Source organism: Ruegeria sp. AWH4_226 (assembly GCF_056159225.1).
Window position 1 is genome coordinate 2,050,281 of the sequence record NZ_JBSWUU010000001.1, and the last position, 22,554, is coordinate 2,072,834.

Here is a 22,554-nt window from a genome sequence, read left to right on the forward strand (position 1 = left end):
GGATCAACAAATGGCAAAAGTCGCGTTTTTGGGTCTGGGTGTTATGGGTTACCCCATGGCCGGGCACCTTCAGGCCGCCGGTCACGACGTAACCGTGTATAACCGCACGACCGCGAAGGCCGAAGCCTGGGTCGCGGAACACGGTGGCTCCATGGGCAAAACGCCAGCCGAGGCCGCCCAGGGTGCTGAGATCGTTTTTGCCTGTGTCGGCAATGATGACGATCTGCGCGCTGTGTGCATGGGCGAGGCAGGCGCGTTTGACGCCATGGCAGAAGGCGCGATTTTTGTCGATCACACCACGGTTTCTGCGCAGGTGACGCGGGAGCTCTATGCGCAGGCCAAGGCACAGGGGCTGGCGTTTGTGGACGCCCCGATATCCGGCGGACAGGCCGGGGCCGAGAACGCGGTTCTGTCAATCATGTGCGGTGGTGATCAGGCGACCTATGAAGCGGTAGAGCCGGTGATGGCGGTTTATTCGAAAATCTGCCGGCGGATTGGCGAAAGCGGTGCCGGGCAGCTGACGAAGATGTGTAACCAGATCGCCATCGCGGGCGTGGTTCAAGGTCTCAGCGAAGCGTTGCATTTCGCAGAAAAGGCCGGTTTGGACGGCCGCGCGGTGATTGAGGTCATCAGCCAGGGGGCCGCTGGCAGCTGGCAAATGGTTAATCGGCACGAGACGATGCTGGACGACCATTTCGACCATGGCTTTGCAGTGGACTGGATGCGCAAGGATCTTGGAATTTGCCTGGATGAGGCAGACGAAAACGGCGCGTCTCTGCCGCTGACGGCGCTGGTCGATCAATTCTACAAAGACGTGCAGAAACTGGGCGGCGGACGGTGGGATACATCCTCGTTGATCAAACGGCTGCGCGCGGTGGGGTAATGGCACTCGGGCCGGCAAGGCCCCTGTGATGCACACAGTAAGGTTCAAGGCCAAAAGAGGACAGCAAAGCGTATGAGCGACATGACTGCATTTTGGGCGGATGCTCTGCGCGCCCATTGGGGGCTGGACGCCAAATTGACGCGGCTGGATGGCGAATACGACCTCAACTATTTAGTTCGGGCCACCAACGGTCAGGACTATGTACTGAAGGTCATGCGCCCGGGATGCGCGGCAGAGGTCGTCGACCTGCAAATCAAGGCCTTGGCCCATATCGCCACAGAGGCGCCGGGCCTGCCGTTTCCCCAGGTTTACCCGGACCTCAACGGATCATTGCTGCCGGAGATCGCCGATACCGAGGGACAGACGCGGTTGGTCTGGCTGCTCGAATGCCTGCCGGGGCGGTGCTACGCCACCGTTGCGCCAAAGTCTGAGGCATTGATCCTGAAGCTGGGCCGCGTCTTGGGTGCAACTGACAAGGCACTTGAGCGGTTCGCGCATGACGGGTTGCATCGCGCCGATTTCAAATGGGACCTGACGCAAGCGGGTTGGATTTCTGATCATCTTGATGCGGTGACCGATCCTGCCCGGCGGGCTCTGCTGTCAGACATTTGCGACAGGTTCAATGCGGTGTCGGATGCGTTGGGGGAATTGCCCAAACAGGCCATCCACAACGATGCCAATGATTACAACATATTGGTTGACGGTGAACTGGGTCAGCGCCAAAGCGTCTCGGGCCTGATCGATCTTGGTGACATGTGCGCCGCACCGCGTGTCTGCGAACTTGCTATTGCGGGGGCCTACATCGTACTGGATCACCCCAAACCGGAACGTGCACTTGCCGCTTTGGTGCGCGGATACCATGCCGCCAATCGGCTGCGACCTGATGAGGTCGACCTGATATGGCCGCTGCTGCGGATGCGGCTGGCGGTATCCGTTGTGAATTCGACCCTGATGGCGGCAGAGAACCCGGACGACCCATATGTGACTGTCAGTCAGGCCGCAGCTTGGCGCTTCCTTGAGAACACGGGTGTGAATGGCGACCTGATGGCGGCGCGGCTGCGCACAGCCTGTCATTTGCCGGTGACAGATGGCGCGCAGCGTATCCACGCCTACCTGTCCGAGCATCGTGGCCAATTCGCCCAGATGTTCGGTCAGGACCTGAACGATGCGCCAATGGGTTCCCTCTCTGTCGAACACTCGACCTGGCCTCAGAACCCGTTCCACATGCCGTTGGATGAAGCCGCACGCGTGGGCGAGGAATTCGGCGAATGTCTGTGGCTGGGCTATTACAATGAACCGCGGCTGATCTACACCGAACCCGGCTTTCGCAAGGGGCCGTGGAAGGCCTCGGACCGGCGCACCGTTCATCTGGCAGTGGACGTGTTTGCGCCCGCAGGAACCGTTCTGCACGCCCCCATGAGCGGTCGCGTCGAAGCGGTTGAGAACCGCGATGCGCATCTGGATTATGGCGGCGTTGTGATCCTGCATCATGAGACGCCGGAAGGTGATCCTTTCTATACGCTCTATGGCCATCTTGACCCAGAGGTCTGCAGCAGGTTGAAACACGGTGATCCGGTGGCGCAGGGCGCGGCCTTTGCCCAGCTTGGGGATGCCAGTCAAAACGGCGGCTGGGCGCCGCACGTACATTTTCAACTGGCGCTGAGCACAGATGGAATGCAGGCAGATTGGCCGGGTGTTGCTGATCCGGATGAACTGGACCTGTGGCACGCGGTTTGCCCGAACCCGGCGGCGTTACTGAACCTGCCGGACGATAAGGTGTTCTATCAACCGACCGACAAACAGGCGATCCTGCAAGGGCGGCGGGACCATTTCGGCGGCAACCTCAGCCTGAGCTATGACGAACCGGTCATGCTGGTACGCGGCTGGAAGCATCACCTGTTCGACGAATGGGGGCGGCCTTATCTTGACGCCTATAACAACGTCCCTCATGTGGGCCACGCGCATCCGCGCATTCAGGCGGTGGCGGCGGATCAGCTAAAGCGGATGAACTCGAACACCCGGTATCTGCACCCCGCGCAAACGGCCTTTGCCGACAAGGTGCTTTCCAAACTGCCCGATCACCTCGAGGTCTGTTTCTTTGTCAATTCCGGGACCGAGGCGAACGAGCTGGCGCTGCGCCTGGCCCGCGCCCATACCGGGGCAAAGGGGATCGTCACGCCGGATCACGGCTATCACGGGAACACCAACGCAGCCGTTGCGATTTCAGCTTACAAGTTCAATAAGCCGGGCGGGATTGGCCAGGCCGACTGGGTTGAACTGGTTGAGGTCGCCGACGACTATCGCGGGTCGTTCAAACGCGACGATCCGGACCGCGCCAAAAAGTTTGCGAACCTTGTGGACCCGGCGATTGCCGCATTGCAGGCTAAGGGGCACGGGGTTGCAGGATTTATTGCAGAAACTTTTCCTTCGGTCGGCGGGCAGATCATTCCTCCGACAGGCTACCTGCCCGCTGTCTACGAAAAAATCCGTGCCGCTGGGGGTGTTTGCATTGCTGACGAAGTACAGACCGGACTTGGGCGTTTGGGTGAATACTATTTTGGCTTCGAACATCAGGGCGCGCTGCCGGATATCGTTGTTTTGGGCAAACCCATTGGCAACGGGCATCCGATGGGCGTTCTGGTTACAACCAAAGAGATTGCTCGTAGCTTTGACAACGGGATCGAGTTCTTCTCGACCTTCGGCGGCTCGACCCTCTCCTGCCGGATCGGCAAAGAGGTCCTGGACATCGTGGACGACGAAGGCTTGCAGGACAGTGCTCGCAACATGGGTGCGTGCCTGATGGACGGTTTGCGCCAGATCGAGGTCGATTTCGGATGTGTCGGCGATGTTCGCGGGATGGGTCTGTTTCTTGGGGTCGAATTGATCAACCCCGATGGATCAGAGGGCTCCGAGATTTGTAGATACGTCAAAAACCGGATGCGCGATCACCGCATTCTGATCGGCAGCGAAGGGCCGAAAGACAACATTCTGAAAATTCGACCGCCCCTGACCATCGAGAGCGAAGATGTGGATATGATCCTTTGGGCCTTGCGTGACGTTCTCAGCGAGGTTGGTGACTACGCGCCCGCTCCGGTCCGCGATCATGACCATCACCATTCAGGTTGCGGATGTTGCTAAAAACAAACCCCGGCACGAGGGACGGCCGGGGTTCTGCTCTTGCCTGCCGATTAATGCAGAACAGCTGCAGAGGTCTGGTGCCCGGTGGTTGGCATCGTGACAGCTGCCGTCATGCGGCGCAACGCCAATCCCAACTCTTCCGACAGGGATGCCAGGGCTGGTGCAAAATCGGGCCGTACAATAAGGGAAGCCATCATCATCGCATCTTCACGCGCCCCTTCCGAAGCGGCGGCAATCATCTGCGCAAAACAGTTTTCATCTGCGCCAAGACAGGAACAACCCAGCCCATGACGGATTAGTGGACGGCGCCCGTGATGCGCGCAAAGCGAGCACAGACGGTCCAGCGTTACCATTACAGCTCGGCCGCGTTCTGATCCCAACGCAATTTGAAAATCGCTCGCCGCGTCTGCGCGGCCCTGTGCTCCACCACCCCAGAGACGCAGGTACATCACCGCACCAGCTTCAACCGGGCTCAGATCAGCAAGGCGACCAACGGCCGCCCCACCCCGAGAAGGACGCGTGCTCATTTCGTCAGGATCAACTTGCCGGCGCGGGTAATGCGCAAAGTGTACAATTGGTCGCCCAGTTCGATATGGGCCAGGTTGCCGCCTTTGGTCAGATCTTCCGCTTTGTGGGCAGGCAGCATTGATACGGCATAATTTTGGCTGGGATTCGGGTTCTGTACATTCATCAGGACGACTCCAGAGGTTCTCGGGCGAAATGCCTTGGTCTGTTCGCATTACTGTTTTCTGGCTGACCCTGATGGGTTGGCTGCTATACTGGCGCTTAATCTGATTAAATTAGTCAGGTATGTCAAGGCCCGTTTCCAATAATTCCCAAGCCCAGTGTGATTGTGCCGCGATATCAATCAGGATACGTCTTGGCCCGAGCAAAATTTTTCGAGGACTCTGATGACTGCAACAATCATGTTCGATCTGGACGGTACACTTGTCGACAGCCTGCCGGACATTGCGGCAGCCGCGAACAGGATGTTGCACGATGTTGGTGTCGAACCCCTACCGCAGGATCGTATCAAGCAATTTGTGGGCAAGGGCCTGCCCATCCTTGTGGAACGCGTAATACGCCATTGCGGGTTACCGATGGAGGAGCACGCCGATCTTACCGAACGAACCCTGGCGCACTATAACGCCGCCTCAAGCGATAGAACCGTCGCATATCCCGGGGTACTGGAAGCCCTTGGTCAACTGCGCGACATGGGTTGTGTCATGGGAGTCTGTACCAACAAACCAGAAGGTCCGGCGCGCCACGTGCTGGATGCAATGGGGCTGGCCCCCCATTTTGATACTGTCATAGGTGGGGACAGCCTGCGCACTCGAAAACCGGACCCCGCGCATCTTGAGGCCAGCTTTGCGGCGGTCACCTCTGCCGGCCCGAGGATATTTGTCGGCGACAGCGAAGTGGATGCCGAAACCGCCCAGCGTGCGCAGGTGCCGTTTTTGTTGTTTACCGAGGGGTATCGCAAATCTCCGATCTCCGAGATTCCGCATAGCGCAAACTATAGCGACTCATTGGAACTACCGGCGCTTGTTACCCAAATCCTCGCGTCGGCGAAGTAAACGTACATGCGTTGTTCGAGGGGATATCGAAACGGGTCTCGGCCGGTAACTGAGGGGCTGGCCGAGGGGGTAAGTAGCCAACCCCTCATAGGGGAAAAGTGATATCGTCCGTATGACCCGTTCGATGAAATACAATTAACCAATCCCTTCGAAACGGGATATAGGGGGTTTCCCGTAGCCCCTCGGATAGCGCTGAAATCAAAGGTTATTTTTTTGCTCACGCGCCTTGACTGGTCAATATAAAGGGCTGGATGCCTGTTGCATGACCTGTCCAAGCCGTCTTAAACCGTGACACCTTGTAAAACCTGGTTGCGGGAAAGCTCGGATTTGCTACCGGACATCAGAATTTCCCCGCGGCGCAGAACAACAAACTGATCGGCAAGCTCATAGGCAAAGTCAAAATACTGCTCGACCAGTATGATGGCCATGTCACCGCGGGATTTCAGATGACGGATCACCTCACCGATCTGTTGAATTATGTTCGGCTGGATACCCTCTGTCGGTTCGTCCAACAGCAACAGCCTCGGTTTGGTGATCAAAGCCCGCGCAATTGCCAGTTGCTGTTGCTGACCCCCTGACAGGTCCCCGCCGCGCCTGTTTTGCATCGTCTTGAGTACGGGAAAAAGTTCAAATATCTCGGAGGGAATGACATGCTCATTGGTTGGCAAGCAGGCATAGCCGGTTTCAAGGTTCTCGCGCACGGTCAGGAGTGGGAATATCTCGCGCCCCTGCGGGACATAGGCCACCCCCTTCCATGCCATTTTATGCGCGGAAAGAACGCCCAACTCCTCGCCATCCAAGCTCAGTTTGCCTCCGGATCGTGGATGGGTGCCAGAAATCGCTTTGATCAGGCTGGTCTTGCCGACGCCATTGGTGCCCATCACGCAAGTCACCTCGCCCATCGCGGCTTGCATAGAGATACCATAAAGGATTTGCGAATGCCCATAATGCAGGGTCAGATCGGTCAGTCTCAGCATCGCTCAGCGCCCCAGATAGACGTCAATGACGTCCTGGTTTGATGTCACGTGGTCCAGTGAGCCCTCGGCCAGTACCGAACCTTCATGCAGCACCGTAACCTTGCAGTTCAGACGGCGGACAAACTCCATATCATGCTCGACGACCACCACGGCACGCGTCTTGGCCGCCTGCACTAACAGATCGTTGGTATGTTCGCGCTCTTGTGGGGTCATTCCCGCCGCGGGTTCGTCGACAAGTAACAAACGTGGCTCCTGAGCCAGCAACATGCCGATCTCAAGCCATTGCTTCTGGCCATGGCTCAACTCGCCGGATTTACGTTTCAGTTCATCCTTCAGTCCGATTTCGGTTGCCAAAGCTTGGACCTTTTCAAGGTTCTGGGCCGAGGGGCGGTAAAACAACACGCCCAACCAGCTGCGGTTGTTTTTTAGAGCCATCAAGAGGTTTTCCTGAACAGTCTGATCTTCGAACACCGTGGGTTTCTGGAACTTCCGCCCAATTCCCTCTTGCGCGATCCTGGCTTCACTCATGCGCAGCAGGGACACGGACTTTTCACCCCATATCACACGGCCCTCGTCAGGCCGGGTCTTACCGGTGACAATATCCATGAAGGTCGTCTTGCCCGCTCCGTTTGGGCCAATGACGGCGCGCAGTTCGGCCGGGCCGATTTGGAAGGACAGGTTGTTGATCGCGCGGAATCCGTCAAAGGTGACCGACACGCCGCTGACCTCTAACAAGGTGCTCACTCGGTGGCCTCCTTCTCGCGCAGCGCTCCATCATCGGGACCCAGATTGGCCCCGTGTCGATCTGGGTGGCGGCGATTTGTCCAAAGATCGAACAACCCGCCGATCCCCTGCGGCGTGAACAGCGTGACCAGTACAAAAGAAACGCCCAACAAGACCTGCCACCAGTCGACCCATTTGATTGTGTAGAATCCCAATGAAATGTCCGGGGCCTGCCCACCCGTGAACCACGTGCTCAAAAGGCTCACGAAGGCCGCACCGATCACCGCACCGTACAAGCGACCGCGCCCGCCGATGGCAACCCAAACGGCAAGGTAAATCGAAGCAATCGGGGCCATTTCTTCTGGATTGATAATGCCCGCCTGCGGATAATACAGCGCCCCCGCAATCGCTGCTATACAGGCGGTCAATGTAAAAACGGCCAGTTTGTAGAGCTCAACCGAATAGCCAAGGAACCGCACCCGTGCTTCATTGTCGCGAATACCGCGTATGACCGACCCGAATTTGCCCGAAACCACCCATGCGGCCAGCATGTACCCCAGCCCCAAAGCCAAGGCCGAGCCCCAAAGGAACCACACCGACACCACATCTTGCGACGCCGTAACCCCCGGCAGGTTTTGAAGGCCTGACAGGCCATTGTTCCCGCGCAAGCCGCTGTCGTTCTGGAACAGATACAGCGCCAGTGCCAGCGTCATCGCTTGTGTCAGGATGGAAAGGTAAACACCTGTCACGCGACTGCGAAAGGCCAGCCAGCCGAATACCAACGCCAGCACCCCCGGCACCAGAACCACCAGCGCAAGTTGCAGGACCAGACTGTTCGAAAAAGCCCAGATCAGCGGAAATTCAGATGACCCGACCACACCAAAAATCTGTGTGCCAATCGCATCCACGACCTCAGCCGACGTCGGTGGGATTTCGGACTGTGCAAGCGAGTCGACAACAATAAGCCGCGTCCGCTCGTACATCAGCCACATACCGATCATGTAGCCGCCCAGCCCAAAGAATGCGAAATGACCCAATGACAAAATACCGGTGTATCCCCAGATCAGATCCATTGCCACGGCGATAAGGCACAGGCACAAGGTCTTGCCCAGCGTCTTGACGAAACTGGTCGAGATCACGCCGATCCCGAACCCTTCGGACAGAACCGTCACGCCCAGCGTGAACAGCGACAGGATAGCCAGAAAGGCCAGCACGGATGGATTCTTGGCGACAAAACTACGCTCCATGGTTCAATCCCCTGCCGCGCGGCCTTTAAGGGCTATGATGCCCCTTGGCCGGAACTGAATGAAAATAATGATGAAAATGATCATGTAGGTCTGCGCCGCGAGGGTGTTCGACGGGTTCATCCATTCAATTCCCTTTTGCAGAAATCCGATCATACCGGCCCCTGCCAGTGCGCCCCAGATGTTGCCGACACCGCCAACAACCACGGTCATGAAGCTCTGAACGATGTAGTCGCTGCCCAGATCAGACGTGACCTTGGCAAAAAGGCCGATTGCGACCCCTGCGATCCCGGCAATTCCAGACCCAAGCCCGAAGGTCAGCATATTCACGCGTTCTGGATTGATCCCCATTGACCCCGCCATGCGGGGGTTCTGCGTCACCGCCCGCATCTCGAGCCCCAGTCGTGTACGGTTCATGATGTAAAGGAACAGCCCCAGAAAGATCATCGCCAGAACGAAGATCGCGATGCGAATGTAGCTGATCGAAACCACATCGTTCAGCACCCACGCCCCGTCCAGCCAGCCGGGCGCGGTCAGCGGTCGCGCCTGCGTGCCAAAGATGTTCTTGGCCAACTGCTGCAGCGCAATCGAGATGCCGAAAGTCGCCAGCAGGGTCTCAAGCGGGCGGGCATAGAGCCAACGGATAACAAGCCGCTCCATCGCGACACCCATAGCAAAGGTCACGGCGAAGGCCATCGGGATGGCGACAACAATCGAAAGCGTGTGATCGGGAATGAACTGCTGCACCACGTACCCGGTGTAGGCGCCCATCATGATGAATTCGCCATGGGCCATGTTGATCACACCCATCACGCCAAAAGTGATAGCCAAACCGATAGCGGCAAGGAAATAGATCGAGGCCAGAGAGATCGCGTCCAGTGTCAGGTCAAGGGTCTGGTTCACCCCGACCTTCAACCCAATTGTCTCCAATGCCAGTACGGCGGCTGCGGTCACTTCGGGCGATGGCTCGGCATAGGTCTCAAAGAACACGTGCGCACCCACCGCCGCGTCAATATCAGTCTGCGTGATCAGTGCGGGAACGGCTCCGACGTCGGCCAGGGCCGCGTAGGCTGTGGCCCGCGCCTCTTCCGTGTCCAACTGAGCAACCGGAACGCCGCCTACGCGGCCACCTTCGATATTATCCGCCAGCGCGGTCCGGATTTCATCAGAGAGCACAAGGGGTGATGCAAGACTGTTTGCAACCAAAAGCTCATACGCCTCAGCCTTGGAAAAGTCCGCAGATCCAGGATCAAGCACAGCGGCCAGATTGACATCTTCCGGCACCTTTTTTGCGGCTTTGCGTGTGGTCACGACCAGCGGGTTCAGCGCTGCACGCACGTCAACGCCAAGGTCATCGGACATGTCCTGAATCGCAGACACGCGGACGGCGGTATCCGTGCCGTAGCCAATGGTCAGCAAACGCTCCAGACGCTGTTTCTGTGCCTTCAGCTCAGCATCTGTTTCATCTGGAATAGAAGCCCGCAAGGGATCCAACAAGTCACCTTCGGGGTTGCGTTGAATAGACTGAAGCGCCGCGGCGCGTTTGGCGCGGCTGGGGTCGGTCAGCTGAAACTGTACCAGTGCAGTGGCAATCATCGCGCGGACGCCGCTATTAGGCTTCAGTTGTTTCAGTTCGGATCTTTCAAATGTGCCAACAACCTCTTCGGTGTCGAAATCGGTCAACACTTGAGACCGCCCCTCACCTTCTTTTCCAGCAAAGAAGAGACCGTCAGATTCGCGCATCCACATGTCTTTCGCGGTCCAGGTCTCAAGCATGGTTTGGGCTTGCGGCAGACCGCTGGCGACAATCGCGTCAATTGCCGGCTTGATCGTTTTACGGGAGCTTTTGGCGATCGTTGCCTGATGCTCTTGCAGGATCGGCTGCAAGCCTGCGTCCTGCGCACTGGCCGTCAGGCAGGTGCAAATGAAAACCAGACCCGCAAGGAATAGTCGTAGCATATGGTGAAACCCAAGTGTCTTGCTGCAAGGCGGGCAATGGCACCCGCCTTGCAGAGTGCTCAGTAATTCGACAAGGTTTGAACGCAGGTTTCGGTTTCGGTGTTGTACATTCCGCAGCCAAGGTTCTGCCAATCCGATTTCAGGACGGCTGATTCCGGCAGGTAGTCGGTCCAGGCATCGCCGGGCACAACATCCGTTTCGCTGATGATATCGAACTGGCCATCTTCCTGGATCTCTCCGATCAGAACCGGTTTTGCCAGATGATGGTTCGGCAGCATGACGGCGGTTCCGCCGGTCAGGTTCGGAAACTCTTGCCCGTACATCGCGGCGCGCACGGCATCAACATCGGTCGAGCCTGCCTGGGTCGCAGCGTTTACCCACATGTTGAAACCGATGTAATGGGCCTCCATGGGATCATTGGTTACGCGATCTTCGCCCATGGTGGCTTTCCACGTCTCAACAAACTCTGCATTTGCTTCGGTATCCGCGGACTGAAAATAGTTCCACGCCGCCAGATGGCCCACCAGGTTCGTCGTATCCAGTCCGGACAATTCCTCTTCACCGACCGAGAAAGCCACCACCGGGATGTCATCCGCGGAAACGCCGGCTGCAGCCAACTCTTTGTAGAAACCGATATTGGCATCCCCGTTGATGGTCGAGATCACGCCAACCTTTTTGCCATCTTCGCCCAGCGCAACGACGTCAGCCACAATCTTGGACCAGTCGGAATGTCCAAAAGGCGTGTAGTTCACAAAGATATCTTCTTCTGCGATGCCCTTTTGCTTAAGGTAGCTTTCCAGAATGTTGTTGGTGGTCCTGGGGTAGACGTAGTCCGTGCCGAGCAGAGCAAATTTCTCGACCCCCAGTTCCTCCAGGAAATAATCCGTGGCAGGGATCGCCTGCTGGTTTGGTGCAGCACCTGTGTAGAATACATTTTTCGAGCTTTCCTCGCCTTCATACTGCACGGGGTAAAACAGCAGGCCGTTCAATTCTTCGATGACGGGCAATACCGATTTACGGCTGACCGAGGTCCAATTGCCAAAGATCACGTCGACCTCGTGCACTGTCAGCAACTCACGCGCTTTTTCCGCGAACAACGGCCAATCCGAGGCCGGGTCGACCACAACGGCCTCAAGTTGTTTACCCAACAGGCCGCCTTTGGCGTTTTGCTGATCTATCAGCATCAGCATGGTGTCCTTCAGCGTGGTCTCTGAGATGGCCATGGTGCCAGACAGAGAATGCAATACACCGACCTTGATTGTGTCTTCTTCCGACAATGCCGCCGTCGCAATGGCGGCACAGACCGCTGATCCGACGAGTGTGGATGTGAGAAATTTCATGTAATCCTCCTGGCAGGGTCGCAGGAGAGGGCTTGCGCTCAAGCGCGCTCTTCTTCTACCTGATCCCCGCAACTGTTGTTGCGTTCCGTGTGGCGGTTGTGTTCGAGGTCCAAATCGCGCAGCCGTCACACACCCCCGGGCCATGTCCACGGCGGGCACCCACACGGTTTCTGCATCGCAGCGAAGTAAGCAAACCACCTGACATATCAATTTGCGGTTTTGGCTTCGTCTGCTTATTTTTTGGACCAACTTCCACGCACGCGTCTAAAATTTAATCATACCAGCGGGAAATCCCATTTGCCTCTGCGTTGCAGAATAGAGTTCAGAGGCTTCACCGGCGAAACAAGAGGCGAAACTCTTGTACCGCAGGTCTGCTATCACCCACCTTGCCTCGATATTGCCCCACCAGGGTATTTCGCCCCCGCGTGCCCACGGTAAGATTCGGCTGAGCACAAAAAAACTGGGCAAGAAGACGGTTTTGGATGGGTTTCGCCAGTCAGGCTCATTCAAGTGCCTGTTTCCGCGCAGCGACGAACACGGGCTGGATGCGGTTCTGCTGAACACTGCAGGCGGAATCACCGGCGGGGACGTGTTTCGATTCAGCGGTGCTGCCGCTGAGGGTACGACCCTAACTTTGACGACCCAAGCCTGCGAGCGGGCTTACAGGGCACAGCCAGGCCTATCTGGACAGGTCATCAACCGACTGCGAGTAGACTCAGATGCACGGCTGAACTGGTTGCCGCAGGAAACCATCTTGTTCAACGGCAGCGCGCTAAATCGACGCCTGATCATTGAGCTTGCCCCAACTGCCTCCGCACTGATGGTTGAACCGCTCGTTTTCGGACGCGCTGCTATGGGCGAGACGCTTGCCGATATTCGCCTTCACGACCGGATCGAGATTCGGCGCAACGGCCTTCCTGTTTTCCTGGACGCCACCCGTTTCGCGGGCGACCTTACCGCGCATCTGTCCAAACCACACATTGCCGAAGGTGCCGGTGCTACGGCGCTCGTCGTCTTCGCCTCGCCCACGGCTACCGGTCATCTGCGCGCGGTTCGGCAGATGTTGCCTGTTAACGCTGGCGCAACTTTGATCCAAGACGACCTGCTTGTGGTCCGGATGCTGGCAGAAAACAGCTTTGCCCTGCGCCAGGCGCTGATGCCGGTTTTGCACCACCTTAACAGCTCTACGCTGCCTCGATGCTGGATGATCTAAAATGAACCTGACCCCCCGCGAAAAAGATAAATTGATGGTCGCTATGGCTGCGGAGGTTGCCCGTAAGCGGCTGGCCCGTGGCGTCAAGCTGAACCATCCCGAAGCGATTGCTCTGATCACCGACGCCGTGGTCGAAGGCGCGCGTGACGGGCGTTCGGTCGCTGACATGATGCAAGCCGGGGCCGAAGTAATTACCCGCGCGCAATGCATGCAGGGCGTGCCCGAGATGATTCACGAGGTCCAGGTCGAGGCCACGTTTCCCGACGGCACCAAGCTGGTGACCGTCCACAACCCCATTCGCTGAAAAGGAATCCCGAAATGACCCGCATGTTGTTCCCTGCCCTGATCCTGGCTGGCCCTGCGACGGCTCATACCGATACGCATATACATGCGCATGGGTCTGACTATGGCACATTGGGCATCGGCCTTGCGGTGAGCGCCTTGATTGCAGCAGCCTTCGTTTTGAAGCTGCCAAAATGATCCCAGGAGAGCTTTTCCCAGCCAAGGGCGAAATCACCCTGAATGCGGATGCGGTCAGGGTCACCTTGATGGTTGCCAACACCGGCGACCGACCGGTGCAGGTGGGGTCGCATTTTCACTTTGCCGAGGCCAATCCGGCGTTGGAGTTCGACCGTGTTGCGGCCTACGGCCTGCGTCTGGACATCGCGCCCGGCACCGCCGTACGCTTTGAACCCGGCCAAGCCCGCGAAGTTTCGCTGATCCCGATAGGCGGGGCACGCAAGATTTATGGGTTCAATCAAAAGGTCATGGGGCCGCTCTGATGCCAGCACAAATCAAACGCTCTGACTATGCCGCAATGTTCGGCCCCACCACCGGCGACAAGCTGCGACTAGCCGATACCGATTTGATTATCGAGGTCGAGCGCGACCTGACCACCTATGGTGAAGAGGTCAAGTTTGGCGGCGGTAAGGTGATCCGCGATGGGATGGGGCAATCGCAGGCGACGCGTACTGAGGGGGCTGTGGATACGGTGATCACCAATGCCCTGATCGTGGATCATACCGGCATCTATAAGGCCGATGTGGGCCTGAAAGACGGGCGCATAGCCAAGATTGGCAAGGCCGGAAACCCCGATACGCAGCCAGGCGTCGACATCATCATCGGCCCCGGCACCGAGGCCATAGCTGGCGAAGGGCGTATCCTGACTGCGGGCGGCTTCGACAGCCATATCCACTTCATCTGCCCACAACAGATCGAAGATGCGCTACATTCCGGCCTGACCACCATGCTGGGTGGTGGCACCGGCCCTGCACATGGAACGCTGGCCACCACCTGCACCCCTGGCCCCTGGCATATAGGGCGCATGTTGCAGGCGGCCGATGCCTTTCCGATGAATCTGGCCTTTGCGGGCAAAGGCAACGCCTCGCTGCCCGCTGCGCTGGAAGAACAGGTCAAGGCCGGAGCTTGCGCCCTCAAGCTGCACGAGGATTGGGGCACTGCCCCTGCCGCCATCGACTGCTGCCTCTCGGTCGCTGACGCGATGGATGTGCAGGTTATGATCCATACCGACACACTTAATGAATCCGGTTTCGTCGAAAACACTGTGGCCGCCATGAAAGGCCGCACGATTCACGCTTTCCACACCGAAGGCGCAGGCGGGGGCCACGCGCCGGACATCATCAAGATTTGCGGCGAGACCCACGTTCTGCCTTCATCCACCAACCCGACGCGTCCCTTCACCGTAAACACGGTCGAGGAGCATCTGGACATGCTGATGGTCTGCCATCACCTCGACAAATCCATCCCCGAGGACGTGGCCTTTGCCGAAAGCCGCATCCGGCGTGAGACCATCGCAGCCGAGGACATCCTGCACGACATGGGTGCCTTTTCGATCATCGCAAGCGACAGCCAGGCCATGGGTCGGGTCGGAGAGGTTTTGATCCGCACCTGGCAAACCGCCGACAAGATGAAGAAGCAGCGCGGGCGGTTGGCTGAGGAAACCGGCGACAACGACAACCTGAGGGTTCGTAGATACATCGCCAAATACACGATCAACCCGGCAATTGCCCACGGGTTGAGCCACCAGATCGGAAGTGTTGAAGAAGGCAAACGTGCCGATTTGGTGCTGTGGAACCCGGCCTTTTTCGGCGTAAAGCCCGAGATGGTTCTGTTGGGTGGTACCATCGCCTGTGCGCAGATGGGTGATCCGAATGCGTCAATCCCCACGCCGCAACCCGTTTACAGCCGCCCGATGTTCGGCGCCTATGGCCGCTCGGTCGAGCAGTCAGCGATCACTTTTGTCTCTGCCGCCGCGCAGGCAGATGGGATTGGTGATAAACTAGGATTGGCGAAACAAACCGTCGCCGTGCTCAACACGCGTACTATCGGCAAGCGCGACCTGATGCTGAACGATGCGACGCCCCAAATCGATGTCGACCCCGAAACCTACGAAGTGCGCGCCGATGGCGAATTGTTGACTTGCCAACCCGCCGAAGTGCTGCCGATGGCGCAACGCTATTTCATGTTCTGAGATTTAAGGAGGCCCAGATGACCACCGCGATCAAAACTGCTCGCATCTATCACGATCACCACCACGCTCAGGCCCATGCTCAGGTCTCACTGGACTATGACGGGCGTTTTCTACGCCGCAAGATGCTGGCCACAGATGACGGCGAATCCTTTCTGGTCGATCTGGCGCAGACAAAGTCGTTAGACCACGGCGGCGTTCTGGTTCTGGAAGACGGGCGCGAGATCGAGATTGTCGCCGCGCCCGAAGACCTGCTGGAAGTGACCGGAGATAATCTATTGCGCCTTGCCTGGCATATCGGCAATCGCCACACGCCCTGTCAGATCGAAGGTAACCGCCTGCTGATCCAGCACGATCACGTCATCCGCGATATGCTTGAAAAGCTGGGTGCAAGTATTCGGGAAACCGTTGAACCTTTTACCCCTGAAGGCGGCGCATATGGCCACGGCAGGACGCATGGCCATTCCCACTAACGCGGATATCCTGACCCTGACACAATGGCTGTCCCCTGCCTATCCGGTGGGCGGGTTTGCGTATTCACACGGGTTGGAATGGGCGATTGAATGCGGCGCTGTGGGTACCGTCGCAGAGGTCGGCAGTTGGATCACAGACGTGATCCAACACGGATCAGGCCACAGCGATTGTGTGTTCCTTGCAGCCGCCTACCGGGCAGAAACACCAGAGAAGCTTGCCGAAATCGACCGAACGGCGCGCGCCTTCTGCGCCTCTTCAGAACGGTTGTCCGAGACTGTTTTGCTGGGCGACGCTTTCTGTACCGTCACCTCGGATGTGTGGGCGCTGGACCTTAGGAAGCTGACCTACCCGGTCGCCATCGGCCATGCTGCTGCGGCAAGGAAACTGCCCCTTGGCCTGACGGCGCAAATGTTTCTGCAGGCTTTCCTCGCCAACCTTGTCGCATGCGCAACCCGGTTGGTGCCTTTGGGGCAAACGGATGCGCAGCGGCTGATCCGTGACCTGACCCCCATGTACCAGCGGATAGCGAACGATGCGATTGAAACCGGTCTGAACGAACTGACTTCAACCGCGTTCCTATCGGACATCGCGTCGATGAAACACGAAACCCAATATTCAAGGATATTCCGAACATGAGCAGTATGAACGGCCCTCTGCGCGTGGGCATCGGTGGACCTGTGGGCGCTGGCAAGACAACACTGACCGCTGCGTTGTCCGAGGCATTACGAGACAAAGTCTCGGTCGGCGTGATCACCAATGACATTTACACGCAGGAAGATGCCGAAGCGCTAATGCGGATGCAGGTTCTGCCGCAGGACCGGATTATCGGCGTCGAAACTGGTGGCTGCCCACATACGGCCATCCGCGAGGATGCGTCGATCAATCTGGCAGCCGTGGCCGAGATGCAGGCCCGCCATCCCGATGTTGAGGTGGTATTGATAGAAAGCGGCGGCGACAACCTGTCCGCCACGTTCAGCCCGGAACTGGCAGATGTGACGCTTTATGTGATCGACGTGGCAGCGGGCGAGGAAATCCCCCGCAAGGGCGGCCCGGCGATCACGAAATCCGACATATTGATTATTAACAAGACTGATCTTGCCCCGCATGTCGGTGCCTCGCTTGAGGTGATGGACCGCGATGCGACGCGCATGCGCAACGGTCGGCCCTTTGTTTTCTCATCCTTGCGGCAAAGAAAAGGCATTGATGAGATCGTGGACATTCTGGCACGGATCGGGGGGCTTGAGATCGCGCAAAGGGCGACCTCGGGCGCTGCCTAGTTGCCCCTGCATGACACGCTGAAGGATACAGCGACACGCGCCAAGTTGGCTTCTTTCCGGTCATCGCTGCATCCCTGATGGGCAAGTCCTTTCATAAATTCTCACTGCTTGCATATTCACAGTTTCATAGGGCTTGTATATTTATGTACGGATGTACATATAGTCGCCATGACACGCATCGGCCGACCCAGATCATTTGACGAAAAGACCGCTCTGACCGCGGCTATGAATGCCTTTTGGGCAGGCGGCTATAGCGGGACAACTTATCTTGACCTTGAAAAAGCAACGGGCCTCAGACGGCAGAGCTTGACCTATGCTTTTGGAGAAAAGCAAGATCTGTTCCGCCGCGCCCTATCATTGTATATTGACCAACGTGTTGCCAAAGCCACTGAGTTGCTTGCGTCAGATGCGCCGTTCAAAGACAACCTGCGCGCACTTCTAAAGGCTTGGGAAGAGGACGCGTCATCGGGCAACGGCCGCGGATGCCTGTTGGTTCGCTCTACGGCTGAGGTCGGCGCAGATGCACATATGATGTCAGAGTTGCAACGCGGGGACACCATGCTGTTGCACGCTCTTACGCAAGCTTTCCGTCGGGCAAAAAACAACAGAGAGCTGACGTCTGAGACGCCGCCAGACGCACTCGCCCGGCTTGTCATTTCGGTTGGTAACGGCGCAATGATCCAAGCCGTTGCGCGCAAGAATCCAAAGATATCACAAACCGCACACGAGGCGCTTCTGTCACTTATCACCTAGTCATGCCTTGACTGCCACCAGTCGAGGTCAACATCACTCGGGCAATTTATGTTTGCTTGTTCATAATCTTTCGGGTTCCGGTCTCGATTGATTTTCTGGCACCCGCCACCACCTACCGGATTGGAGAAAACGAATGTCAACTTTCACCCACCACTCGATCGAAACCGCCCCGGAGGCGGCAAAACCGATGCTTCAGCAAGCTGTTAAGGACTATGGCATGCTGCCCGGTCTCTATCAGGTGATGTCGTCGTCACCGGAACTGCTGGAGAGCTATTTCAAACTGCACGAACTGTTCGAGCGCACAGCGCTTTCCGTGGTTGAACGCAATGTCGTTTGGCTTACGATCAATGTTGAACATGCCTGCCACTACTGTGTTCCGGCACATACTGCGATCGCAAAGATGCAAGGTGTCGATGACGCCATCATCTCAGCACTTCGTGACGAGCGCCCCCTTGAGGATTCCCGATTGGAAGCCTTGCGCCAGTTCACTCTGACCCTTGTACGCGGGCGTGGAAATGCCCCCAAAGAGGACGTGGATGCCTTTCTCGCTGCCGGCTTCGAACCAAGAGCTATTTTGGACATCCTCGTTGGTCTGGCACAGAAGGTTCTGTCAAACTATACTAACCATCTTGCTGAGACACCTGTTGATGAACCGTTTAAGCCATTTGCCTGGCACAAAGTCGAAACCGCGGCCGCATAAGCGATCACTGTTCTCCAGACGGCCTCGCGGCGAAGTGCGGGGCCACCTTTTTCAATCTTAGGAAGCCAACAATGCTGCTCGACACCCCCATTTGCGATTTTGGATGGAAGGCGCCTGACTTCACCTTGCGCGATCCGGATGGCCATTCATACACCATGTCAGATCATTTAGGAGAAAACGGCCTGCTGGTTGCCTTTCTCTGCAACCATTGCCCATATGTCCAGGCCATCGCGGACCGTTTAGCGGAAGACACCAGCACTTTGCTTGACGAAGGCATTGGTGTTCTTGGTGTCATGTCTAATGACTACCGAGCCGTACCAACGGACGGACCCGCATACATGCGGTCATTCGCGGCCCGGTCAGGCTGGCGTTTTCCGTATCTGATCGACGAAGACCAGTCCGTTGGCAAGGCTTGGGGTGCGGTTTGCACGCCAGATTTCTTCGGATTAAACGCTAATGGTGAACTGCAATATCGTGGTCGATTGGACAACACCCGGCTAGACTCAGGTTCGAACCGCACTCGGGAACTTGTGGACGCGATGCGACTTATTTCACAAAGCGGTCACGGACCGGAAAAACAAATGCCATCCATGGGATGTTCAATCAAGTGGCGAAAGATGTGATGCATTGTTCACCACTGGATGCCCGCGCGCCGACTAGCGCCTTGCTGACCCTGCCTTAGACGCCTCGTCGCGCGAAAGTAGTGGTTCAGTGTCGGGCCAGTCTTCAATTCTGCGGGCGGAGCCGAAGGGTGCGATATCACGCTGCAGTCGCCTCGGTTTGGTCTCCTGTGCGGTTCACATCTGTATTGGGGAAGAACTCTGCCCAAACATGCCAGAACAGGCCGGGGCGCAATGTCTCAACCCGCGTCAACTGCCCTTGATCGGAATTTCCCCAAAAATCGCATCGTGAAACCTTTTGACCGCTGTTATTGTACCAGACGCCCAGACTTTCAAATTTGGGATCTATCTGAACGACCAAATCGCGACCACCCACCGTTGCATTAACCAGCCAGTCGTTTTCGATTATGAAATCCTCAGTCCAACAAACGGCCTCATTTCCCACGGTAACGCCCCAGACATAGGTCTTGTTGGGCAAACGGTGGTCCGGCGGACGGGTCATGTTGTCCATCACAGGGGCAGCGTGTTGATGCTGCTGGGCAATCCCCGAGCCAAAGGCGATACCTGTGGCAAGGTCAAGCAGTCTCAGGACCGGGTTAGGTGACGGCTTGTTCAGAAAAACCTCGCCGTCCGGATAGGCTTTCTGGAAAGCGCGGAAGGTCATGCGAAATGTGGGCCAGGGCTGCATGGCCATCTCAGGCCGCAACGGGCAGGCCGGGCCATCCGTACTGGTATCAAGATCGGAGGCTTGGAAACCATAGATCTGTTGGATTGGCTCGTTCGTGTCATTGTCCCGCAGGATAAGGTTGTTTCCGTGCTGGGCCAGAACCTCCAGGCGAAGACGTTTTCCCGCGATTGAGGGGCGGTACCCTTGTCCAAGATTTGCCATGGCGCAGTACGTCATGATGATGTCCTCACCGCCAAGGCCTTTGTCATCACCGGCCAAATGCGGGTGCATGATCTGCGCGTCAGCATGGGCGCGCGCGTGGCCGTTGTTTTCGATCACAATGACACTTGCAGACGGGTTGATGTAATCCTGCGCCTCGGCGTTTGAGTAGTACTCTGCCCGGTTCATTTGATTGCGCAGCCCCATGTGAACCCAGACATAGGGAAAGCCGTAACATAAGACGACAAGGATCAAACTGACCAACCAAATCCACCTTGGTCCGCCGCCAAATCCGAAATGCGCGATGGTCGCAACAAGAAACGCTGTCAGTCCGATACCGACCAGCTTGTATTCATTGCGGATGAAACGATCCATATTCTCTCGTTTCACCTTCAGGAACATCTGGGTCACGTCACCAAGGTCACGGAAATAGATAAAGCCGATGACCAAGGCTGGCACAAGACCAGCAAAAAAAACGATGTTCCCCAACATGGCAATCTGTCCTGTTTTTACCTTTGAAAATTACTGCTCACCACTCTGAGATTGGCACGACGAAGGTGGCTATTGCTGAACGCTGGCGCGTTTGACACGCCACGCATCCACCGCAGCGGCAGTTTCCGGGCGGATGTTTTCCACCCCTTCATAAGGTGTACCAACGGCCGGAGCGGTATCAGGGTACAACTCTTTGCGGGCCAGATGCCGCCGCAAGATGCGGACAAACTCCTGACCGCCCCATGCACCGACCTCGGTCGAGACTGGATATTTCTCATGCGTGTCACGGAAGAGATCAAAGAAGTCTGCGACTATCGGGTTCTCGCCCTCACCGGGCAGGTTCAACTTCAGCTTATCCTTAACAATCGCCTTGGGGCTGGCGACCGAATAGATGATCACGTGATCCCGGCGGCCTTTTTGTTCATCCTCGAAGAGGATCGAAGCAGACTGGTCCACACCGTCCACCAGACGGTCACGCGGGATGAACTGATCTGCTCCGGCAAATCTTGCCAAGGTCGTGTAAAGGTCAGTGACATGAATGATGTTGCTGATCATCGAATCCGCTTCGATGACGCCCGGCCATCTGATGAAAGCGTCCACCCTGACGCCTCCTTCCAGCGTATCACCTTTTCCCCCACGGAAAATCATGGGCGTAAACCCGGACTGGGGCGAATACTTGGTGAAATGCCCATTGTCCCCCATCAAGACAACGATGGTGTTATCCGCAACATTTAACTCTTCCATCCGGGTGAAAATGTCGCCCAGCCATTGGTCGAGCAATTGTAGCTTGTCCGCGTACAGGCCGCCGTTGGGGCTTTCTGCACCTGTCCTTCCAGCACGCGTGTTATGGAGAGGGATCATTGGCCAGTATTGCAAAAAGAATGGGGCATCGCCTGCGGCCAGGCGCTTAAGCTCTTCAAGGGTCTTTTCCTGGAAAGCCAGGTTCATTTCGTCGTATTTTGCAGCATTCCATCGTTCGCCTGACTGCATCCGTATCTCGCGGATCGGACCGCCGGCCTCACCTTCGATAACTGTCATCATCGCCGACGCGTCTGGACGGAACAAATCGTCGAGTGTGTAGGCGGCATCGAAATCAGATATACCGACAGAGACCTGTTCGCGTATCGCATCGTCATTGAAGATCGTGAGTTGACCCTGCTGGTGGACGGCATGTTGGGCATAGTCGAAACCCTGGTTCATAGCCCAGCTCTCGGCGATGTCGCCCATATGCCACTTGCCAATATGCGAGGTGGCATACCCTGCCTCTTTCAGCACTTCCGGAAGGATGACTTCGTTCCCGGGCAATCCGAACCCTGCGATGTCTACGGTTGTGTCTCCCATGCCCATTCGGACCGGGAGGCGGCCGGTCATTTGCGCCACGCGGGTGGGCGTGCACGAGGGTTCAGTGTACATCCGAACCATTCGCATGGCTTCGTCAGAGAAGTCGTTGATCCTGGGTGTTTCGATCCCCCGAACTGCATTCAGTTCGGGAATCCCCATGTCGCCGAACCCAAGGTCGTCAATAAGAATTGCCAGGATATTTGGCGGATTGCCATTGTTTGTTTCGCGGAACGCCTGAAGTCTGGCGTCTACAGCCGCATCATCCTCGGCCCATTGTTCAGACAACTGAGAACTCAGAATGTAATATTCCGCATCATGTACGATCGGCGCATCCTGCGCGAATGCCTGACCCGCAAGCAGAGTGAAAGTCGATAAAACTTGAGCACAGCGAACGCGCATGATCTCCCCTTTTCAATCATGTAACTATTAAATTTAGATATCATAATAAGATAACTTAATTGCAGAAGGA

At 57.0% G+C, this 22,554-nt stretch carries 22 protein-coding genes and 1 pseudogene; 14 read left to right on the top strand and 9 right to left on the bottom strand.

Going from position 1 to position 22,554, the window contains the following annotated elements:
* Window position 1: 1 nt before the first annotated feature.
* Window positions 2–883, top strand: a pseudogene (locus ACXAET_RS10055) (NAD(P)-dependent oxidoreductase); the annotation flags it as partial.
* A gap of 72 nt (window positions 884–955) precedes the next feature.
* A complete protein-coding gene (locus ACXAET_RS10060; RefSeq protein WP_475184203.1) occupies window positions 956–4,021 on the top strand; it encodes an aminotransferase class III-fold pyridoxal phosphate-dependent enzyme in 3,066 nt (1,021 codons plus the stop codon).
* A 50-nt stretch (window positions 4,022–4,071) separates the two neighbouring features.
* Here ACXAET_RS10060 and ACXAET_RS10065 read toward each other — a convergent pair whose 3' ends face one another.
* Entirely contained in the window at window positions 4,072–4,548 is a 477-nt protein-coding gene (locus ACXAET_RS10065; protein WP_475184205.1) for a hypothetical protein, read from the bottom strand.
* Window positions 4,545–4,712, bottom strand: coding sequence for a hemin uptake protein HemP (gene hemP, locus ACXAET_RS10070; RefSeq protein ID WP_475184206.1), 168 nt, complete (start codon window positions 4,710–4,712; stop codon window positions 4,545–4,547). Before hemP ends, ACXAET_RS10065 begins: the two co-directional genes overlap by 4 nt.
* Window positions 4,713–4,932: 220 nt before the next feature.
* On the opposite strand from hemP, the gene gph reads away from it, so the two are divergent.
* The gene (gene gph, locus ACXAET_RS10075) at window positions 4,933–5,598 is read left to right on the top strand and encodes a phosphoglycolate phosphatase (RefSeq protein WP_475184208.1); all 666 of its coding nucleotides are present in this window, start codon (window positions 4,933–4,935) and stop codon (window positions 5,596–5,598) included.
* A gap of 281 nt (window positions 5,599–5,879) precedes the next feature.
* On the opposite strand, the gene urtE is transcribed toward gph, so the two are convergent.
* From urtE to urtA, 5 genes are read right to left on the bottom strand one after another with little or no spacing between them, the layout of a single operon-like run.
* Complete coding sequence (urtE, locus tag ACXAET_RS10080) at window positions 5,880–6,575, bottom strand: urea ABC transporter ATP-binding subunit UrtE (RefSeq protein ID WP_475184209.1); 696 nt, start codon at window positions 6,573–6,575, stop codon at window positions 5,880–5,882.
* A gap of 3 nt (window positions 6,576–6,578) precedes the next feature.
* Entirely contained in the window at window positions 6,579–7,319 is a 741-nt protein-coding gene (urtD, locus tag ACXAET_RS10085) for an urea ABC transporter ATP-binding protein UrtD (protein WP_475184211.1), read from the bottom strand.
* Window positions 7,316–8,545: an urea ABC transporter permease subunit UrtC gene (gene urtC / locus ACXAET_RS10090; protein WP_475184212.1), complete on the bottom strand. Its 1,230-nt coding sequence runs from the start codon at window positions 8,543–8,545 to the stop codon at window positions 7,316–7,318. Before urtC ends, urtD begins: the two co-directional genes overlap by 4 nt.
* Window positions 8,546–8,548: 3 nt before the next feature.
* Window positions 8,549–10,501, bottom strand: coding sequence for an urea ABC transporter permease subunit UrtB (urtB, locus tag ACXAET_RS10095; RefSeq protein ID WP_475184216.1), 1,953 nt, complete (start codon window positions 10,499–10,501; stop codon window positions 8,549–8,551).
* Between the two features lie 59 nt (window positions 10,502–10,560).
* Complete coding sequence (urtA, locus tag ACXAET_RS10100; protein ID WP_475184218.1) at window positions 10,561–11,841, bottom strand: urea ABC transporter substrate-binding protein; 1,281 nt, start codon at window positions 11,839–11,841, stop codon at window positions 10,561–10,563.
* Between the two features lie 358 nt (window positions 11,842–12,199).
* Here urtA and ACXAET_RS10105 point away from each other — a divergent pair, with 358 nt between their 5' ends.
* The 11 genes from ACXAET_RS10105 (at window position 12,200) to ACXAET_RS10155 (ending at window position 19,369) form a co-directional block, all read left to right on the top strand.
* A complete protein-coding gene (locus tag ACXAET_RS10105) occupies window positions 12,200–13,054 on the top strand; it encodes an urease accessory protein UreD (protein ID WP_475184220.1) in 855 nt (284 codons plus the stop codon).
* A 1-nt stretch (window position 13,055) separates the two neighbouring features.
* Window positions 13,056–13,358 (top strand): urease subunit gamma, encoded by a 303-nt coding sequence (locus tag ACXAET_RS10110; protein WP_068339396.1) that lies wholly within the window; start codon window positions 13,056–13,058, stop codon window positions 13,356–13,358.
* 14 nt (window positions 13,359–13,372) lie between these two features.
* Window positions 13,373–13,534, top strand: coding sequence for a hypothetical protein (locus ACXAET_RS10115; RefSeq protein ID WP_475184223.1), 162 nt, complete (start codon window positions 13,373–13,375; stop codon window positions 13,532–13,534).
* The gene (locus ACXAET_RS10120; protein WP_475184225.1) at window positions 13,531–13,836 is read left to right on the top strand and encodes an urease subunit beta; all 306 of its coding nucleotides are present in this window, start codon (window positions 13,531–13,533) and stop codon (window positions 13,834–13,836) included. The genes ACXAET_RS10115 and ACXAET_RS10120 overlap by 4 nt, the downstream gene beginning before the upstream one ends.
* Window positions 13,836–15,545: an urease subunit alpha gene (gene ureC, locus ACXAET_RS10125; protein WP_475184227.1), complete on the top strand. Its 1,710-nt coding sequence runs from the start codon at window positions 13,836–13,838 to the stop codon at window positions 15,543–15,545. The genes ACXAET_RS10120 and ureC overlap by 1 nt, the downstream gene beginning before the upstream one ends.
* A gap of 17 nt (window positions 15,546–15,562) precedes the next feature.
* Window positions 15,563–16,015 carry an urease accessory protein UreE gene (gene ureE / locus ACXAET_RS10130; RefSeq protein WP_475184229.1) on the top strand — a complete coding sequence of 151 codons (453 nt, stop codon included), beginning with the start codon at window positions 15,563–15,565 and terminating at the stop codon, window positions 16,013–16,015.
* Window positions 15,981–16,652, top strand: a complete 672-nt coding sequence (locus ACXAET_RS10135) for an urease accessory protein UreF (protein WP_475184230.1) — start codon at window positions 15,981–15,983, stop codon at window positions 16,650–16,652. The genes ureE and ACXAET_RS10135 overlap by 35 nt, the downstream gene beginning before the upstream one ends.
* Complete coding sequence (ureG, locus tag ACXAET_RS10140) at window positions 16,649–17,293, top strand: urease accessory protein UreG (protein ID WP_475184232.1); 645 nt, start codon at window positions 16,649–16,651, stop codon at window positions 17,291–17,293. The genes ACXAET_RS10135 and ureG overlap by 4 nt, the downstream gene beginning before the upstream one ends.
* Window positions 17,294–17,461: 168 nt before the next feature.
* Window positions 17,462–18,046: a TetR/AcrR family transcriptional regulator gene (locus ACXAET_RS10145; RefSeq protein WP_475184234.1), complete on the top strand. Its 585-nt coding sequence runs from the start codon at window positions 17,462–17,464 to the stop codon at window positions 18,044–18,046.
* 133 nt (window positions 18,047–18,179) lie between these two features.
* Window positions 18,180–18,746, top strand: a complete 567-nt coding sequence (locus ACXAET_RS10150; protein WP_475184236.1) for a carboxymuconolactone decarboxylase family protein — start codon at window positions 18,180–18,182, stop codon at window positions 18,744–18,746.
* Window positions 18,747–18,817: 71 nt separating this feature from the next.
* Complete coding sequence (locus ACXAET_RS10155) at window positions 18,818–19,369, top strand: thioredoxin family protein (RefSeq protein ID WP_475184238.1); 552 nt, start codon at window positions 18,818–18,820, stop codon at window positions 19,367–19,369.
* 136 nt (window positions 19,370–19,505) lie between these two features.
* Here ACXAET_RS10155 and ACXAET_RS10160 read toward each other — a convergent pair whose 3' ends face one another.
* Both ACXAET_RS10160 and ACXAET_RS10165 read right to left on the bottom strand, forming a co-directional pair.
* Window positions 19,506–20,744 (bottom strand): DUF3179 domain-containing (seleno)protein, encoded by a 1,239-nt coding sequence (locus ACXAET_RS10160; protein ID WP_475184240.1) that lies wholly within the window; start codon window positions 20,742–20,744, stop codon window positions 19,506–19,508.
* Between the two features lie 69 nt (window positions 20,745–20,813).
* On the bottom strand, window positions 20,814–22,484 hold the full coding sequence (locus tag ACXAET_RS10165) for a sulfatase-like hydrolase/transferase (RefSeq protein ID WP_475184242.1): 1,671 nt from the start codon (window positions 22,482–22,484) through the stop codon (window positions 20,814–20,816).
* Window positions 22,485–22,554 lie beyond the last annotated feature (70 nt).

Bases quoted from the DNA above. Each gene is read 5' to 3' on its own strand.
- gph (WP_475184208.1), top strand. From the start codon at position 4,933: ATGACTGCAACAATCATGTTCGATCTGGACGGTACACTTGTCGACAGC.
- ACXAET_RS10165 (WP_475184242.1), bottom strand. From the start codon at position 22,484: ATGCGCGTTCGCTGTGCTCAAGTTTTATCGACTTTCACTCTGCTTGCG.
- ACXAET_RS10065 (WP_475184205.1), bottom strand. From the start codon at position 4,548: ATGAGCACGCGTCCTTCTCGGGGTGGGGCGGCCGTTGGTCGCCTTGCT.
- ACXAET_RS10155 (WP_475184238.1), top strand. From the start codon at position 18,818: ATGCTGCTCGACACCCCCATTTGCGATTTTGGATGGAAGGCGCCTGAC.
- ACXAET_RS10150 (WP_475184236.1), top strand. From the start codon at position 18,180: ATGTCAACTTTCACCCACCACTCGATCGAAACCGCCCCGGAGGCGGCA.
- urtA (WP_475184218.1), bottom strand. From the start codon at position 11,841: ATGAAATTTCTCACATCCACACTCGTCGGATCAGCGGTCTGTGCCGCC.
- ACXAET_RS10120 (WP_475184225.1), top strand. From the start codon at position 13,531: ATGATCCCAGGAGAGCTTTTCCCAGCCAAGGGCGAAATCACCCTGAAT.
- ACXAET_RS10135 (WP_475184230.1), top strand. From the start codon at position 15,981: ATGGCCACGGCAGGACGCATGGCCATTCCCACTAACGCGGATATCCTG.
- urtE (WP_475184209.1), bottom strand. From the start codon at position 6,575: ATGCTGAGACTGACCGATCTGACCCTGCATTATGGGCATTCGCAAATC.
- ACXAET_RS10145 (WP_475184234.1), top strand. From the start codon at position 17,462: ATGACACGCATCGGCCGACCCAGATCATTTGACGAAAAGACCGCTCTG.
- ACXAET_RS10110 (WP_068339396.1), top strand. From the start codon at position 13,056: ATGAACCTGACCCCCCGCGAAAAAGATAAATTGATGGTCGCTATGGCT.
- ureC (WP_475184227.1), top strand. From the start codon at position 13,836: ATGCCAGCACAAATCAAACGCTCTGACTATGCCGCAATGTTCGGCCCC.
- ACXAET_RS10060 (WP_475184203.1), top strand. From the start codon at position 956: ATGAGCGACATGACTGCATTTTGGGCGGATGCTCTGCGCGCCCATTGG.
- urtB (WP_475184216.1), bottom strand. From the start codon at position 10,501: ATGCTACGACTATTCCTTGCGGGTCTGGTTTTCATTTGCACCTGCCTG.
- hemP (WP_475184206.1), bottom strand. From the start codon at position 4,712: ATGAATGTACAGAACCCGAATCCCAGCCAAAATTATGCCGTATCAATG.
- ACXAET_RS10115 (WP_475184223.1), top strand. From the start codon at position 13,373: ATGACCCGCATGTTGTTCCCTGCCCTGATCCTGGCTGGCCCTGCGACG.
- urtC (WP_475184212.1), bottom strand. From the start codon at position 8,545: ATGGAGCGTAGTTTTGTCGCCAAGAATCCATCCGTGCTGGCCTTTCTG.
- ACXAET_RS10160 (WP_475184240.1), bottom strand. From the start codon at position 20,744: ATGTTGGGGAACATCGTTTTTTTTGCTGGTCTTGTGCCAGCCTTGGTC.
- ureE (WP_475184229.1), top strand. From the start codon at position 15,563: ATGACCACCGCGATCAAAACTGCTCGCATCTATCACGATCACCACCAC.
- ureG (WP_475184232.1), top strand. From the start codon at position 16,649: ATGAGCAGTATGAACGGCCCTCTGCGCGTGGGCATCGGTGGACCTGTG.